Source organism: Rothia sp. HC945, assembly GCF_051370785.1.
In the GTDB taxonomy this organism is placed as follows: domain Bacteria; phylum Actinomycetota; class Actinomycetes; order Actinomycetales; family Micrococcaceae; genus Rothia.
The window spans coordinates 1,261,403-1,276,695 of the sequence record NZ_JBFCSN010000001.1 but is presented as its reverse complement, the minus strand read 5'-3'; the positions used below and the strand labels follow the sequence as shown (position 1 = coordinate 1,276,695).

General features: G+C 65.4%; 14 protein-coding genes and 1 tRNA gene. 11 read left to right on the top strand and 4 right to left on the bottom strand.

The features are described 5' to 3' along the window. Window positions 1-33: 33 nt before the first annotated feature. Window positions 34-106 (bottom strand) — tRNA-Thr (locus AB0Y14_RS05645). 312 nt (window positions 107-418) lie between these two features. On the opposite strand from AB0Y14_RS05645, the gene AB0Y14_RS05640 reads away from it, so the two are divergent. The 5 genes from AB0Y14_RS05640 (at window position 419) to AB0Y14_RS05620 (ending at window position 4,279) form a co-directional block, all read left to right on the top strand. Further along, window positions 419-1,096 (top strand): SDR family oxidoreductase, encoded by a 678-nt coding sequence (locus AB0Y14_RS05640; RefSeq protein WP_436588219.1) that lies wholly within the window; start codon window positions 419-421, stop codon window positions 1,094-1,096. A gap of 10 nt (window positions 1,097-1,106) precedes the next feature. After that, window positions 1,107-1,448, top strand: coding sequence for an acylphosphatase (locus AB0Y14_RS05635; protein WP_436588218.1), 342 nt, complete (start codon window positions 1,107-1,109; stop codon window positions 1,446-1,448). An 82-nt stretch (window positions 1,449-1,530) separates the two neighbouring features. Next, window positions 1,531-2,454, top strand: coding sequence for a cation diffusion facilitator family transporter (locus AB0Y14_RS05630; protein ID WP_436588217.1), 924 nt, complete (start codon window positions 1,531-1,533; stop codon window positions 2,452-2,454). Continuing rightward, on the top strand, window positions 2,451-3,290 hold the full coding sequence (locus tag AB0Y14_RS05625; RefSeq protein ID WP_436588216.1) for a spermidine synthase: 840 nt from the start codon (window positions 2,451-2,453) through the stop codon (window positions 3,288-3,290). Before AB0Y14_RS05630 ends, AB0Y14_RS05625 begins: the two co-directional genes overlap by 4 nt. A gap of 113 nt (window positions 3,291-3,403) precedes the next feature. Continuing rightward, window positions 3,404-4,279, top strand: coding sequence for a di- and tripeptidase (locus tag AB0Y14_RS05620; RefSeq protein WP_436588215.1), 876 nt, complete (start codon window positions 3,404-3,406; stop codon window positions 4,277-4,279). Window positions 4,280-4,390: 111 nt separating this feature from the next. Here AB0Y14_RS05620 and purB read toward each other — a convergent pair whose 3' ends face one another. Beyond that, window positions 4,391-5,842 carry an adenylosuccinate lyase gene (purB, locus tag AB0Y14_RS05615; RefSeq protein ID WP_436588214.1) on the bottom strand — a complete coding sequence of 484 codons (1,452 nt, stop codon included), beginning with the start codon at window positions 5,840-5,842 and terminating at the stop codon, window positions 4,391-4,393. A 199-nt stretch (window positions 5,843-6,041) separates the two neighbouring features. On the opposite strand from purB, the gene AB0Y14_RS05610 reads away from it, so the two are divergent. From AB0Y14_RS05610 to AB0Y14_RS05585, 6 genes are all read left to right on the top strand, one after another. After that, window positions 6,042-6,578, top strand: a complete 537-nt coding sequence (locus AB0Y14_RS05610; protein WP_436588213.1) for a hypothetical protein — start codon at window positions 6,042-6,044, stop codon at window positions 6,576-6,578. After that, window positions 6,575-8,137: a hypothetical protein gene (locus AB0Y14_RS05605; protein WP_436588212.1), complete on the top strand. Its 1,563-nt coding sequence runs from the start codon at window positions 6,575-6,577 to the stop codon at window positions 8,135-8,137. Before AB0Y14_RS05610 ends, AB0Y14_RS05605 begins: the two co-directional genes overlap by 4 nt. A gap of 36 nt (window positions 8,138-8,173) precedes the next feature. Further along, window positions 8,174-9,322, top strand: coding sequence for a histidinol-phosphate transaminase (locus AB0Y14_RS05600; RefSeq protein WP_436588211.1), 1,149 nt, complete (start codon window positions 8,174-8,176; stop codon window positions 9,320-9,322). 95 nt (window positions 9,323-9,417) lie between these two features. Beyond that, on the top strand, window positions 9,418-10,596 hold the full coding sequence (locus AB0Y14_RS05595) for a thiamine pyrophosphate-dependent enzyme (RefSeq protein ID WP_436588210.1): 1,179 nt from the start codon (window positions 9,418-9,420) through the stop codon (window positions 10,594-10,596). 2 nt (window positions 10,597-10,598) lie between these two features. After that, window positions 10,599-11,606 carry an alpha-ketoacid dehydrogenase subunit beta gene (locus AB0Y14_RS05590; RefSeq protein WP_436588209.1) on the top strand — a complete coding sequence of 336 codons (1,008 nt, stop codon included), beginning with the start codon at window positions 10,599-10,601 and terminating at the stop codon, window positions 11,604-11,606. Window positions 11,607-11,630: 24 nt separating this feature from the next. Continuing rightward, entirely contained in the window at window positions 11,631-13,292 is a 1,662-nt protein-coding gene (locus tag AB0Y14_RS05585; protein WP_436588208.1) for a dihydrolipoamide acetyltransferase family protein, read from the top strand. A 186-nt stretch (window positions 13,293-13,478) separates the two neighbouring features. Here the strand turns inward: AB0Y14_RS05585 and AB0Y14_RS05580 are convergent, their stop codons facing one another. Both AB0Y14_RS05580 and AB0Y14_RS05575 read right to left on the bottom strand, forming a co-directional pair. Continuing rightward, entirely contained in the window at window positions 13,479-14,510 is a 1,032-nt protein-coding gene (locus AB0Y14_RS05580) for a hypothetical protein (protein ID WP_436588207.1), read from the bottom strand. Continuing rightward, window positions 14,507-15,238, bottom strand: coding sequence for a sugar O-acetyltransferase (locus AB0Y14_RS05575; RefSeq protein ID WP_436588206.1), 732 nt, complete (start codon window positions 15,236-15,238; stop codon window positions 14,507-14,509). The genes AB0Y14_RS05580 and AB0Y14_RS05575 overlap by 4 nt, the downstream gene beginning before the upstream one ends. Between the last annotated feature and the right edge of the window lie 55 nt (window positions 15,239-15,293).

The window sequence follows — 15,293 nt, the reverse complement described above, 5'->3', positions numbered from 1 at the left end:
GGAACCTAGTAGTTCCGGGGCCTTCACAACGAGAGCCCCCTGCCGGAATCGAACCGGCGACCTTTTCGTTACGAAGGAAACGCTCTACCGACTGAGCTAAGGAGGCCTGCGCATCAGCACAGCGGCACCTGGCCGCCGATCAGCGCGAGAGCCACTTTAGCAGAGGGGAGCGGGGGCTTCCAATCCGGTGCGGACGGGTTGAATACGGCATCTTCATGGCCCGGGCGATGAGTGATCCGGACGGCTGGTGGTGCGGCTGGTGCGCTGGGTCTCCCGCCGCCCCACGACGGGAACCACCTCTCAATCGGGTAACCACCACCCCCGGCATTCCGCCCGACGGACCCTTTCGGGCATAGATCGGCGTGTGGAACAGTTGAACCAGAAGCAAGGACACTCGTCAGAGCGAAGGAGAACGAAGATGGCACATGTAGGAATCATCGGTGGACACGGCAAGGTCGCGCTCCTGGCCGCACCCCTGCTGACCGAGGCCGGGCACACCGTCACGTCGATCATCCGTTCGCAGGACCAGGTCGCCGACGTCGAGGAAACCGGCGCCAACGCTTTGGTCAAGGACATCTCCAACTTGTCGACGGAGCAGATGACCGAGGTCTTCAAGGATCAGAACATCGACGCGGTCATCTGGTCGGCCGGTGCCGGCGGCGGAGACCCTCAGCGCACGTGGGAGGTCGATCGCGACGCCGCGAACCGTTCGATGGATGCCGCCGAGACCGCGGGGGTCAAGCGTTACCTCATGGTCTCCTACCTGGGCGCGTCCTTCGATCACGGCGTCCCCGAGAGCGAGGACTTCTACGCCTACGCCCAGTCCAAGGCGGAATCGGACCAGCACCTGCGCGAAAGCGATCTGGACTGGACCCTGGTCGGCCCGACCGCCCTGTCCCTCGACGAGCCGACGGGGAAGATCACCATCACGACCGAACGCTCGGACGCGAAGGCCTCCCGGGCCAACGTCGCACGGGTTCTGGTTGCGGTGCTGGCCGACGACTCGACCATTCGCAAGGCCCTGCCCTTCACGGATGGCGACACCCCGATCGCCCAAGCCATCGCGGAGGCCCCGGCCACGGACCAGCTGGCCTAGGAGTTGCACCATGGGACTTTGGGACTCCATCCGTGGCAGACGCCAGTCAGAGGATGAGGACGACGCCGCCGTCGATCTCCCGGAGGCGCGCCTCGAGGCGCTGGTCTCCGGGAGGGTCCAGGGTGTCGGATTCCGGTGGTGGGCCCGCGGCGTCGCCAAAGAGCACGACGTGCTCGGATACGCGGAAAACCTGGCGGACGGGCGCGTCGAAGTCGTCGTCGAGGGCCCCTCGGAGGGAGTCCAAGCTTTCTACGCGGCGCTGACGTCGGGAGACACGGCGGGTCACGTCAGCGACGTCGAGCGGTGGGACGCCGATCCCACGGGTGAATTCCGCGCGTTCGATGTGAGATAACAGCACGGCCACACCCTTCCACCGGCCATGGGCCCTCGGCTAAAATATAAGCAAATGCTTATGAATGGGGGTGTGGGTTCCGATGGGCAACCACCACGACCACGGTCACCAGCACGGGGCCGGTGCAGGGCGGCGTCGGCTCGCCGTCGCGTTCGGAATTTCCATCGCGATCTTCCTCGCCCAGGCGCTGGGCGCGGTCCTCACCGGTTCCCTCGCGCTGCTCTTCGACACCGTCCACGTCCTGACCGACGCCGCGGGCCTGGGCATGGCCCTGGGCGCCGCGGTGCTCTCCGCCAGGCCTGCCACGGAGCACCGGACCTGGGGGTGGAAGAGGGTCGAGATCCTGGTCGCCGCCGTTCAGGCGACAGTCCTGATCGTCGTCGGGATCATGGTGGTCATCGAAGCGATCCAACGCTTCTCAGACCCGCAACCGGTGGCCGATCGTGAACTGATCGTATTCGGCGCGATCGGGCTGCTCGGAAATATCGTCGCGATGGCCGTGCTGTTCGGGGGCGAGAAGAACCTCAACCTGCGGGCGGCATTCCTGGAGGTCGTCAACGATGCGCTCGGTTCCGTCGCCGTGATCGTCTCGGCCCTCGTGATCGCGTGGACCGGGTGGATGCAGGCCGACGCCGTCGTCGCTCTGCTCATCGGAGTCCTGATCATTCCTCGAGCCGTCTTCATTCTCCGCGAATCGGTCAGCGTGCTCCTGGAAAGCGCCCCTCCCGGGCTCGACATGGACGCGGTCCGGCGCCATCTCGAATCCCACCCACAGGTCGTGAAGGTCCACGATCTTCACGCGAGCCGCATCTCGACCGACCTCCCCGTTCTGAGCGCACACATCGTCCTGGACGATCGGTGCTTTGAGGACGGGAAGAGCGCCCAGAAGCTCTGCGACCTCCAGAACTGCATTTCCGAGCATTTCGAGGTGTCGATCGCCCACTCGACGATCCAGCTTGAGCCCAAGAGCCACTACCGGCACGAGGCGGGAGAATTCATCGTATGAGCGGCGGCCACCGGGTTCACCTCGGTTTCTCGGGTCTGCAAGCGGAAATCCTGCCGGACGGTTTCAGCGACCGCGGGTTTGTGCTCGAGATCGGCGGCGCGGAGCAGTCCCACGTGGACCTGGACCACCCCGAAAACATCTTCTACGAGTACCTGCGCCGCGTCGGAAACGTCGTGGACACGATCGCGGCGCCCGGCGAGCCGGTGACCGCGGCCCACCTCGGCGCGGGCGGACTGACTCTTCCCCGGTACATTCAAGCCACACGGCCGGGATCGCGCCAAGTGGCGGTCGATATCGAGCGAGAGCTGCCTTCGCTGGTTGTGGACCGACTGCCACTTCCGGAGGGCACACGGTTGGGTCTCCTGACCGATGATGCACGGGATTCCCTGCCGCATCTCGCCTCCGCCGCGGGCCTCGACGGCGGGAAATGGTTCGACCTGGTCGTCGTCGACATCTTCGCCGGCAAGGACTCCCCGGAACATCTCGCCTGCCGCGAGTTCTACGCGGAGTGCCTCGACCTCTTGTCGCCCAGGGGTGCACTGGTGATCAACGTGGGCGACGACGCCGGCCTGCACTTCTTCGCCCGACAGGCAGGGTTCCTGGCCGACGCCGCGAGCTCTGATCCACGCGTCGGCGTCGCCTCGGGAGCGTGGACGCTGGCCGATGCCGGCCTCATCAGGAGGAAGGGCGAAGGAAACCTGATCCTTGCGGCAGGGCCCGGCCTGGTTGACCGGGCACTCGGATTCGAGCGTCGGTGGCTCGACGCCGGGCCACACCCAGCCGAGGTCCTGGACCCTCTGCAGACGCAGGAATTCGTGCGAGAATTGGGAACTTGAGTGGTTCGGCGCGCTGAGCCCGGGATTCTCCGCTCTCGGCTAAGACCTGTGGACCCCCGATGAGCACGTGGTTAGATGTGAACATGGCACCGAAGTTTCCCTTTGATTCCGCAATGAAGAATGCATTCGATGACAACGGGCAACCGAAGCCCGCTCTCAACAAGGCCCTGGACACGGTTCTGCGTGTCCAGCGGCCCATGGTCGTCACCTCGATCAAGAAGCTTCGGAAGAAGCACCCGGACGAGACTCCGGAACAGATCGCTCGCCGCCTCGAGCGCCTCTACTTGAGGGACGTGACCGTCGGGGGCGGCGCGGTCGGCGCCTCGGCGTTCATCCCTGGGATCGGCACGGCCACGTCGGTCGGGCTGTCGGTCGTCGCCGTCGGCGGCTACCTGGAGCGCACGGCTATTTATGCCCAGTCCGTGGCCGAACTCTACGGGGCCCACATCGAGGATCCCGAGAAGGCACGGACCATGGTCATGGCCCTCATGCTGGGCGACGACGGCAAGGTGCTCATGCAGCAGATTCTCGGCCAGTCCGGTCGGGCGTCGGGGATCTCCAACAAATGGGGCCTCATGATGGGCAAGGGAGACGACAAGGGATTCAGCGTCTCCAAAACGATCCGCAACATGTTCGTCAAGCGCTTCCTGGCCCGACAGTCCGGGGCGCTGCTCGGCCGTGCCCTGCCTTTCGGTCTCGGCGCCGTCGTCGGCGGGGGAGCGAACCTGGCCTTGGGGCGCCAGGTCATCCATTCGACGAAGGAAGCCTTCGGACAAGCACCCAAGCTCTTCCCCGATTCACTCCAGCTGGACGGGCGCGCCCCGAAGTTCGAGGATCCCGAGGAGGAGAAGAAGGCCCAGGTCCTCGCCGGCGACCTGCCTGCGGGGGCTGACAAGGAGGAAGACTCTCCGAAGAAGGGCGGCGGTCACGGTGATTCCGTGAATGGACCTTCCGATAATGCCTCGGGAGACACCGACGCCAAGGGCTGACCCACGTCCTTCCAGGTATGCGCACGGCGCGGGCCCGTTCCCTCCCGAGGGAACGGGCCCGCGCCGTGTCCGCGCTGACCGTTCGGATGTCCGAGGCGGGAACGCCCGGAGCTACCGGATGTAGTCCACCAGACGGCTCGCGATGCCGTTGTACGTGGCCGGCGTCAGGTTCTTCAGACGCTCTTCGGCTTCGGGCGAGAGGCCCAATTCCGACACGAATTCGATGAGCCTGGCCTGGTCCACGCGGTGGCCGCGGGTCAGATCCTTGAGCCGTTCGTAGGGATTGTCCATGCCGTCCACGCCCGCGATCGATTCCGCGCGCATGACCATTTGAATCGCCTCGGCGAGCACTTCCCAGTTGCGGTCCAGGTCTTCGGCGAGTGCGTCCTCGGCGACGTCGAGCCGCGCCAGGCCTTTGGTGACGTTGGAGATGGCCAGGATCGAGTGCCCGAATGCGACCCCGATATTCCGTTGCGACGACGAATCCGTCAGGTCGCGTTGCCAGCGAGAAGTCACCAGCGTCTCTCCCAGGGTGTCCAGGAGGGAACAGGAGATCTCGAGGTTGGCCTCGGCGTTCTCGAAACGGATCGGATTGATCTTGTGCGGCATGGTCGAGGAGCCCGTCGCCCCCACGACCGGGATCTGGCGGAAGTATCCGATGGAGATGTAGGACCAGATGTCCGTGCAGAGGTTGTGCAGGATCCTGTTGAAGTGGGCGATGCTCGAGTAGAGCTCCGCCTGCCAGTCGTGGGACTCGATCTGTGTGGTCAGGGGATTCCACGTGAGCCCGAGGTGCTCCACGAAACCGCGGGAGACCTCCTGCCAGTCGACCTGGGGTGCGGAGGCATAGTGGGCAGCATATGTCCCGGTCGCCCCGTTGATCTTGCCGAGGAACTCCTGGTTCTCCACGTGCTTGATCTGCCGCTGGAGACGGAAAGCGAGGACTGCCATCTCTTTGCCGAGCGTCGTCGGCGTTGCGGGCTGGCCGTGCGTCCTGGACATCATGGGTATGTCCCGTGCCGAGGACGCCAGATCCGAGACACCGTCCACGAGCTCCCGGGCGGCGGGCAACCACACGTTGGTGACCGCGTCACGAATCCCGACCGCGTAGGAAAGATTATTGATGTCTTCCGAAGTGCACCCGAAGTGCACGAGGGGTTTCAGGCGCGTGAGGCCCAGGGCTTCGAGCCGATTGCCGATGAAGTATTCGACCGCTTTGACGTCGTGAACCGTCACGGCCTCGATCTCGGCCAATTCGTTGATCGATTCGCCGTCGAAATCCGTGACGATGGCCCGCAGGCTGGCCTCTTGGGCGCCGCTCAGCGGCTCCAGTCCGGGCAGAACTTCATTCCGGCACAGGTAGATGAACCATTCGACCTCGACGTGCACACGATCGCGGTTGAGCGCGGCTTCCGAAAGATAATCGGTCAGCGGTGCCGTCTGGGGCTGGTAACGACCGTCCAAGGGGCCGAGCGCGATCGGAGGGTCAACCTGGGTCAAGCTGTTGCGCCCGTTCGGAAGCGACGAATCGGACGGACTGGTGTTCTGCGAAGAATTGGCCATGTCCTTATTGTGGCATGGCCGTAGGGCCGCACCGGTTTCGTCCACAGGGCTTCCGAAAGGCCCTTGGCTTTCGCCTCGTCCACACCGCGAGCGATTCCGCTCGGCGACGTGAACGCCGCGTTCCGCCGCCGGTCAGAATAAGCGCCATCGGGACCGCGAGAAGCGCGGGGTCGATTCTCGGGGAGGTGGAAGCATGGACATGGTGGCGACCTTGGGGTTGGTGGCCCCCGCGGCGGTGCGGGGCGTGGCAGTCGCGGCGGAGCACAGGCTCGCCGAGCTTGCGAACGGCGTGGCCAGGCGCCGGGTGGACCTCGGATCGGCGGGAGAACGGTGGGCCGGTACGAGCGGAACATCGTGGGAATCGCCCGCGGCCGAGCTCTTCAGGACCAAGGTTCGCCGCGAGACCGCTCGGGTCCTGACCGCGGAGGAAGCCCTGACCCGGGCTGAGCACCACCTGCGCAGAGCGGGAGCGGAAATCAGGCGGAAGCTGGAAGATCTTGCTGGTGAGCTGGACGTACTCGAACATCGGGTGACGGAATCCGTTGCCCGCGTCGCATTGAGGGCCGAAACCGGAATCCACGAGGCCGTGGAAGCAGTCGCTCGCGGAACCCTCGGAATTCAATCCTCAGAGGAGCTTCGATCCGCGCGTGGTGCATACGCGAATGTCGTGAACGACTCCATCTACCGTGCGGCGGTCGAGGCCATCGGCGGTGTGAGGCCGGGTGGTCCTCGGTGAGCGGTGTACTGGGGCCCGAGCTCAGGGCGTGGGCAACCTTTGCCATGGCCCCCGCCCGGTCGACCGGTGCGTTCTCGATTGACTTCGGCACGGTGCCCGAGGGAACGGTCACGGTCCGCGCTTCGTCGGCGCAGCAGAAAATAGACACCGAGGAGATCCATCGCCTCGAGACGGAGATTGCCGCCGTGGGCGAGACCCTGGGGGAGGTCTGGTTGGCCACGGCCCCACTCCTCGCGGAAGTCCAGCATTTCTGGGCCCACGTGGCGGCGGAGGCCGCAGCTGCCGCTCATGCCCTGGACGACGCCCGCGAGCTTCTGGTTTCCCTGGGTGTCTCGGCAGTGGACGATGCGGCGAAACTTCGCGTTGCCCATACGTCCTACGAGCAGGCCGAACACCTCGCCGAGACCCTGGTGGGTGGCTTCAACGCGGTCCATTCGGTTCCCTACCGGTTGCTGTACGGCACCGCCTTGCATTCGGGCGGCAACCCGCTGGGTCTGATGCTCGCGGCCGGCAGTTTCGCGGTTGTCGGTGGCTCAGTATTCGTCGCGGACGCGACGCTACGAGGATCCGGCGCCGCCACCCGGTCGACGATCGCCGGAAGCGGCGTGCCACTCGAGAACCTCCGTCGGGGCGTAGGTCGGGCTGTGCGGTATCGACGCGGCATGGGGTTTGGCCTGGTGCGGCTGAAGGGCTTCCGTACCGTCGAGGCCTCGGAGCCCAGGATGACCAGCGGACCTGCCGGTGTCGCGACGGTCGTGAAGAGCCTGAAGTCCGCGGGGGAGCACGATGAAGTGCACGACGCCGAACGTGGGCCCCAGAACCAGGTGTCTCTCGCGCACATCGATGTGCAGGTCGTGGACAAGCCAGACGGCACGAGGTCGTACCTCGTATCCATACCGGGCACGGACTTCGACAACCTCACGAGCCGGACGGATCCCAACAGCGCCCGCAGCATCCTGGACGCTATGACCGTCTCGCCGGAGACCCCTCTGGAGGAGGCTTCAGGTCTCATGCAGCTCGTCGACCGAGCCCTCCGTGAAGCCGGGGCCGGTGCCGAGGACCCCGTGATTCTCTCGGGGTTCAGCCAGGGTGGCATGGCCGCGATGGGGCTCGCGACGAACCGGGATTTCGGGCGCAGGTACGCCGTGCGCGGCGTCGTGACCACAGGGAGCCCGACGTCGACTTTCCGCGGCGTCGATCCCAGAACCAAGGTTCTTCACCTCAGGGACATCGACGACCCCGTGCCATCCCTGACCGGGGGAGGAATCGATCCCGGGAACGACCACGCGGTCGTCGTCATCGGGAACACCGGACGAAACAAGGGGCCGGTGCCGATGACCCATTCAGCCGAAACCTACATTGAGGCAGCAACCGCCGCGGATCGGGAACTGGGCCGGACCGCAGAGGGCCGAGCCCACCTGCGCATGATCCAGGAAGCCGTTCCGGCCGGGTCCACCGTGCGCACCCTGACCTTCGAGGCTTCGTCGGAGACATACGACCGCAGATCTGCCGCCGAACGAGGCTCTGAACAAGCAGCACGTCACCGACGTGATTCCTGACACTTTGGCCTCGATTGAAAGGATAGAGTGGAATCCATGACTGAGAATCTGACCCCCGACTCGCAGAAAATCACTCCACGCCACGTGTTCGGCAACCTCCCGAAATACGCGGCGGGCAAACCCCCGCAGAAGGTCGAAGGGTTGCAACAGTACAAGCTGTCCTCGAATGAGAACCCTCTCGGTCCGGTTCCGGCGGTGCAATCGGTGATCCAGAAATTCTCGGCGTCGAACAGGTACCCGGACCCGCTGTGCACGGATCTTCGGGACGCCCTGGGAAGAAAACTCGGGGTCGATCCTGAGGACATCGTGACCGGCGGCGGAAGCCTGGGGGCGCTCAGCCAGATCCTGGCCGCTTTTGCCGGGGGAAATCAGGACGGAAGCCAGGATGAGGTGATCTATCCTTGGCGGTCCTTCGAGGCGTATCCCATCGTGACCGGCCTGGCCGGGGCGAAGGAGGTGCGCGTGCCCAACCTCTCCAACGGAGAACACGATCTGGACGCGATGGCCGCGGCGATCACCGACAGGACCAAGGTCGTGATCCTGTGCACCCCCAACAATCCCACGGGGCCAGCGTTGACCAAGAAGAAGGTCCAGGACTTCATGGCCAAGGTGCCCTCCGACATCGTGGTGGTCCTGGACGAGGCTTACCTCGAGTTCTGTCTGGCCTCCGAGATCACCGACGAGGAGCGCGCAGAAGGCGGCCTCGCGGAGGGAATCGATCTCTACGGCGAGTACAACAACCTCGTGATCCTCCGAACCTTCTCCAAGGCCGCAGGTCTCGCGGGGCTGCGCGTCGGATATTCGATCTCCCACCCGGAGATCACCCAGTACCTGCGGGTCTCCGCGACGACCTTCGCCGTCACGAAAGTGGCCGAAGAAGCCGCGATCGCCTCGCTCGAACACTCCGAGGAGATCGCGGACCAGGTGCGGCACCTCGTCTCGGAGCGAACACGAGTTGTCGAGGCCCTGACCAACCAAGGCTGGGACATCCCGGCCACGCGAGCCAACTTCGTGTGGTTGCCGCTGGGGGAGAAGACCCAGGACTTCGCCCGATTGGCGGATGAGAACGCCCTCTCGGTGCGCGCGTTCCACCCCGAAGGAGTCAGAGTCAGCATCGGGGAGGACGAAGCCAACACGCGATTCATCAGGATCGCCGGCGAATTCCTGGATGGCTCGGGAAGGTAGGGTAGGGGTGTATTTTTTGATCCGCGGGCACCTCTGCATACCGTGCTCCGGCGGACCAACCGGGTGCCGGACAACCTAGCCACATGGGAGGACTCATGGAAACCGCGGAAACCCCACACCCCGGGGCTACCGAGGGCCGTCTGAACCGGGTGACCATACTGGACGAGAACGGTCACCGTGGATCGGACCCGGACTTCGACCCCTACATCGAGCACGTCACCCTCGACGACCTCAAGAGCTCGTACGCCACCATGCTGACGGTTCGGCGGTTCGACGACGAAGCCACGTCGTTGCAACGCCAGGGAAAACTTGCCCTCTGGGTCCCTTCCAAGGGGCAGGAAGCCGCGCAGGTCGGATCCGCTCGCGCCATCCCGAAGAACGACTACATCTTCCCCTCCTACCGCGAGCACGCGCTCGCGTACGAGCGGGGCGTCGATCTCAAGGACATGATGAGGGTATTCCGCGGCTATGCGCCGGGAGGATGGGACCCCAGGGAACACCGCTTCAACCTCTACTCCTTCGTGCTGGCATCCCAGATTCCTCACGCCGTGGGCTACGCCATGGGGCAGAAGCTGGACCGGCAACTGGGCGTTGTACAGGAAGAGAATTCAGGCGACGCCGAGGCCGGCGACACCGAGGCGACAGTCGTCTACTTCGGTGACGGCGCCTCGACCGAGGGCGAAGCGCACGAATCCATGGTCTTTGCCGCTTCCTACGACGCTCCGGTCCTGTTCTTCGTCCAGAACAACAAGTGGGCGATCTCCGTGCCGTTCTCGACGCAGTCGCGCCTCCCATTGGCAGAGCGGGCCGCGGGGTACGGCTTCGAGGGCATCCGTGTGGACGGCAATGACCTGCTGGGTGTCCAGGCGGTCACCGCCTACGCCATGGATAAGATCCATCGGGGCGAAGGACCCGTCCTGATCGAGGCCGAGACCTACCGCCTGGGCGCGCACACTACCGCCGACGACCCGACCAAGTACCGGACGCGGGACGAAGAAGACGAATGGACCACCAAGGATCCTCTCGTCCGGCTTGAGAAGCACCTGCGGCTGGAAGGGGTTGGGGAGGACTTCTTCGAAGAAGCCAATCAGCGGGCCAAGGAGTACGGTGCGGAAATCCGCGAAGCCGTCCTCGCCATGGAAGCACCGACCTTCGACGGCGTCTTCGACCACGTGTACGCCGAAGAGAACTCGCTCGTCGAAGAAGAGCGAGCCTGGTTCCACGAGTACGAAGCCGGCTTCGAAGATGCCGAGACGCAGGAGGGCGGTCGCTGATCATGAGCGACGTTTCACAACACAGCGCAATGCCGGTCGAATCGATGCCCATGGCCAAGGCTCTCAACGCGGCCATGTCCGATGCCATGGGCGAAGACAAGGCCGTCCTGCTCATGGGTGAGGACATTGGAACCTTGGGCGGTGTCTTCCGCGTGACCCAAGGGCTCAAGGAGGAATACGGCCCCGAACGCGTGATGGACACCCCTCTCGGGGAGGCCGGAATCGTGGGTAGCGCCATCGGCCTGGCCATGCGCGGGTACCGGCCCGTCTGCGAAATCCAGTTCGACGGATTCGTATACCCGTCGTTCAACCAGATCACATCGCAACTGGCGAAGATCCACGCCAGGACTCGGGGCGACGTCAAACTGCCCGTGGTCATCCGCATCCCGTATGGCGGCAACATCGGCTCCATCGAACACCATTCGGAATCCCCGGAGGCCCTGTTCGCCCATACCGCGGGCCTCAGGGTCATGTCCCCGTCCAATGCCCAGGATGCCTACACGATGTTGCGGGAAGCCATCGCATCCGACGATCCGGTGATCTTCCTCGAGCCGAAACGCCGCTACTGGCTCAAGGGCGACGTCGACCGCTCGGTATCCGCCCCCTCCACGCAGCGCGCGCAGATCGTTCGGGAAGGGCGCGACGTGACTCTCGCCGCGTACGGCCCCCTGGTCCCCGTCGCCCTCGCGGCGTCGGACGCGGCACGCGAGGACGGAATGAGCGTTGAAGTCGTGGATCTGCGATCTATTTCCCCGCTCGATTTCGACGCGGTCGAGGCTTCCGTGCGGAAGACCGGCCGCCTGGTCGTCACGCACGAGGCGCCGACCTTCGGCGGCATCGGTGGCGAACTGGCCTCCGTCATCACCGAACGATGCTTCTACAGCTTGGAAGCCCCCGTTCTCAGAGTCGGTGGGTACCACATGCCTTACCCCGTGGCCGGAGTCGAGGAGGACTACCTCCCGAGCATCGACCGCATGCTCGAGGCCATTGACCGTTCGCTGGCCTACTAATCAGCCCGGAACTCAGGAGCCCTTATGTCTTCGATTTTCAACCTCCCGGACGTCGGCGAAGGCCTGACGGAAGCAGAGATCCTGTCATGGAAGGTCGGCCCGGGAAGCCCGGTCCAGATCAATGACGTGCTGGTCGAGATCGAGACCGCGAAATCCGTGGTCGAGTTGCCTTCACCGTTCGCCGGCACCGTGGAGAAGATCATCGCCGAAGAGGGGGCCACGGTCGAAGTCGGTGCCCCACTGGTTTCCGTGACCATTACGGCCTCGGCCGACGGCGCGGAACCCGAACCGGAAGCGGACACCACCGGGGCGGCGCCGGGACGGGACTTGCCCGCCGACGATGCCGACTCCACGACCACCGTTGCGGAGAAGGAAGCCGACGGCCTCGCTGCGCAGGCGGCTCCGGCCAAGGGCGACGCCGACAAGGCGGCCGCCTCCGGTAACACGTCCGAGGGCGAGGGATCCGACGAGCAGACGGCCGCGCTCGTGGGTTCGGGACCGAAGGCCGACCCCGTCAAGAGGCGGGCTCGTAAGCGACGGTCCTCCGGGGGCGCCGCACCGGGTGGCATCGAAGAGAGCGATCCCGTCCCGGGAAGTACCACCCAGCCGTCGGAGAAACTCCTGACCCAGATCCTGAACCGTGCGCCGCTTCAGGGCGGAACCTTTGGCTCAGGGATCGCGGAACGCGCCAGAAAGCTGGCAGAGGAAGGCCGTGGTGCGCTCAAGCGTTTCCCGGGCCGCGCCGCGGACCAACCCATGGCGCAGGCGGAAGCGCACCGAACCGTCGGTTCGGAGCCGCCTCGTCGCCCCGCCCTGGCCAAGCCTCCCGTACGGAAAGCAGCCAAGGACCTCGGGATCGACCTCGCGGACGTGCCGGCCACCGGCTCCAACGGCCAAGTGACCCAGAAGGACTTGGTCAATTACGCCGCCCACGCGCAGGATGTCGAGAGCCACAAGCCCTCGAACTTCTGGGTCGAACAGGGCAGCCCGGCAGATCGGATCGAACGGGTTCCGGTCAAGGGCGTGCGCAAGGCGACGGCCAAGGCCATGGTCAAGTCCGCGTTCGAGGCACCGCACGTGTCGATCTTCGTGGACGTGGACGCTTCGCGCACCATGGAATTCGTCAAGAGGCTCAAATCCTCGCCGACCTTCGAGGGTGTCAAAGTCACGCCACTGCTGATCCTGGCCAAGGCCGTGATCTGGGCGACGGCACGGAACCCCCAGGTCAATTCGCAGTGGACGGATTCCGAGATCCTGATCAAGAGGTTCATCAACCTCGGCATCGCCGCGGCGACTCCGCGAGGCCTGATGGTCCCGAACATCAAGGACGCCCAGGACCTCTCCCTGCGCGAACTGGCCGTGGCCCTGAATGCGCTGACCAAGACGGCGCGTGAAGGAAAGACCCAGCCCGGCGACATGTCTGGTGGAACGCTGACCATCACGAACATCGGCGCCCTCGGCATAGACACGGGCACCCCCATCATCAACCCCGGGGAAGCAGCAATCCTCGCGTTCGGCACCATCAAACAGAAGCCCTGGGTCGTCGACGGCGAAGTCATCCCCCGGTGGGTCACCACGCTGGGAGGGTCTTTCGACCATCGCATCGTCGACGGCGACCTTTCGGCCAGGTTCATGGCCGATGTGGCCTCCGTCCTCGAGGAGCCCGCGCTCCTGCTGGACATGTAGGCAAACCCTGGCGGCCCTTCACCGGTGGTGGCCGTGTCCGTTGCCCAGGAGGGCGGCAGCGGCCACCAGCGGAGGGCCTAAGAGGGCGCAGTCGTACCCGCAGGACCCAGCCGCCGCCAGAGGCGCCCCGAGACCAGCGTGCCTACACTTGAGGCCCCGCGATCGAGGCCTCGACTCTTCGTGGGTTCAGCGCCCCTCGAAGCCCCAACGGTCGACGCTCCGGTGGAACCGTGTTCCCCAGAGCCCACCGAGGATCGCGCCGAGAAGCCCGATCACGAGCACGCAGACCGCCGCGACCAGCCCCCACACGAAAGAGGGGCCGCCCAGGGACTGGACCGAGCCGAGCGGAAGGCTCTCGCCCATCCTGTCCGCGAAGAACAAGGTCAGCACGGTGGTGACGGCTGTGCCCATGAGCTGCCACAGCCACACGGCCACGCCCTGTTTGGCGCCGGAGAAGCGTCCGGCTCGGCCCGCCGCGTAACCGCCGACGACGTAGGACACGAAGAACACGACGCCGAAGACGCCGCACCACAACGCCCCGGGCCCCGAACCATCGGCCAGGTCCCTCACCGAATTCCCCAAGTGCATCGGCAGGTCCGACGCGCCCGCAATGGGGGCGAGGACACCGAGCGCCCACGTCAGGAAGCCGACCAACGCCGTCGCGACGAGCCACCCGAGCAGACCGGGAAGTAGCTGCAGCCGTCCGTACTCCGCCTTCTGCCGTCTGATGACCATGCCGCGCAGGTCGGAGCCGGACGGTGCCGGGGCTTGGCCCGCAGGACCGTTGGCGTAGCCGGGCCTTCCTGCTGGCGCGTTGGGGGCGTCCTCCGGCGACGTCGGCCGGAAGCTGCGGGGTCCCCCGGTGCGTTCGGTCTCTTCGTCGTACTCAAGGCCCGAACGCTTCTGCGCGCTCGGGGCAGAAGAACCTTCGCCGTAGGACGGCAGCGGCCGGGTAGCATTCGAGTCCTGCGTCGCGGACCCCCAGGACCCGTGGTCCAGGACCTGCGTGCGTTGGTCCGAGGCGGACAGGATGTCCGTGCGGTCGTCGAGGACTTCCGTCCTGCCTCCGTCCAGGACTTCGGTACGGTCTTCATCGAGTCCGTGTGCTCCACGATCGTCGAGCACTTCGGTCGCGTCCCCGTCCAGAGGCATCGTTCGATTCGCGGCCGAATCCTCGCCGTACGGGTCCTCCCAGGGTTCCGTTGGTCGTTGCGTCATGAAAGCTCCTCGCTCGTCCTCGTGCGGTCGTTCTCCCTAGGATGCGATTCCTTTGCGATCTGTTGTCGGTATTCCTCGGGGAAGTTCTCGACAGCATACTGGCCTGAGCGCTCGTCCGGGTGCAGGGTCCTAACCACCTTCGCTGGCGATCCGACCGCCACGGACAAGGGCGGAACGTCCTTGCTGACCACCGAACCCGCGCCGATCACGGAGCCGTGACCGACGGTGACTCCGGGAAGAACAATGGCCCCGCCTCCCAGCCAAACATTGTCCTCGATCGTGATGGGGTAGCCGCCTTCCCAACCCCGGGCGCGGTCGACGGGGTTCAGCGGGTGGGTCGGACCCAGCATCTGCACGTGGGGCCCGATCTGGACGTCGTTGCCGATCCGGACTTCGCAGACATCGAGGATCGTGAGGCCGAAGTTCGCGAAGAGCCTGTCGCCGATGTGGATGTTGTACCCGTAGTCGACGTAGAACGGGGGTCGGATGCGAACTTCCTCGCCCATGCTGCCCAGGAGGTTTCCGAGGACCTCTTGGGCAGCGGGGTCGCCGTCCAGGTCCAGGCGCCGGTATCGATCCGTCATGCGCGCCGCTTCGGCCGACGTCCGGTACGTGCCGGAAGGCTCGTTGTTGGTCTCGTTCGCCGTCCCCGATCCGTGGTACGGGAGCCCGGCGTGCATGCGTTCCCGCATGGTCAGGTCGTCCTGGCTGTTCACGGTCTCATTCATTCGGTCGAACCTTTCCCGGCCGCACGAGGTGCGCCCGAGTGGGGAAGGGGCAATG

Bases quoted from the DNA above. Each gene is read 5' to 3' on its own strand.
- AB0Y14_RS05585 (WP_436588208.1), top strand. From the start codon at position 11,631: ATGTCTTCGATTTTCAACCTCCCGGACGTCGGCGAAGGCCTGACGGAA.
- AB0Y14_RS05600 (WP_436588211.1), top strand. From the start codon at position 8,174: ATGACTGAGAATCTGACCCCCGACTCGCAGAAAATCACTCCACGCCAC.
- AB0Y14_RS05640 (WP_436588219.1), top strand. From the start codon at position 419: ATGGCACATGTAGGAATCATCGGTGGACACGGCAAGGTCGCGCTCCTG.
- AB0Y14_RS05580 (WP_436588207.1), bottom strand. From the start codon at position 14,510: ATGACGCAACGACCAACGGAACCCTGGGAGGACCCGTACGGCGAGGAT.
- AB0Y14_RS05610 (WP_436588213.1), top strand. From the start codon at position 6,042: ATGGTGGCGACCTTGGGGTTGGTGGCCCCCGCGGCGGTGCGGGGCGTG.
- AB0Y14_RS05575 (WP_436588206.1), bottom strand. From the start codon at position 15,238: ATGAATGAGACCGTGAACAGCCAGGACGACCTGACCATGCGGGAACGC.
- AB0Y14_RS05630 (WP_436588217.1), top strand. From the start codon at position 1,531: ATGGGCAACCACCACGACCACGGTCACCAGCACGGGGCCGGTGCAGGG.
- AB0Y14_RS05595 (WP_436588210.1), top strand. From the start codon at position 9,418: ATGGAAACCGCGGAAACCCCACACCCCGGGGCTACCGAGGGCCGTCTG.
- AB0Y14_RS05620 (WP_436588215.1), top strand. From the start codon at position 3,404: ATGAAGAATGCATTCGATGACAACGGGCAACCGAAGCCCGCTCTCAAC.
- purB (WP_436588214.1), bottom strand. From the start codon at position 5,842: ATGGCCAATTCTTCGCAGAACACCAGTCCGTCCGATTCGTCGCTTCCG.
- AB0Y14_RS05625 (WP_436588216.1), top strand. From the start codon at position 2,451: ATGAGCGGCGGCCACCGGGTTCACCTCGGTTTCTCGGGTCTGCAAGCG.
- AB0Y14_RS05635 (WP_436588218.1), top strand. From the start codon at position 1,107: ATGGGACTTTGGGACTCCATCCGTGGCAGACGCCAGTCAGAGGATGAG.
- AB0Y14_RS05590 (WP_436588209.1), top strand. From the start codon at position 10,599: ATGAGCGACGTTTCACAACACAGCGCAATGCCGGTCGAATCGATGCCC.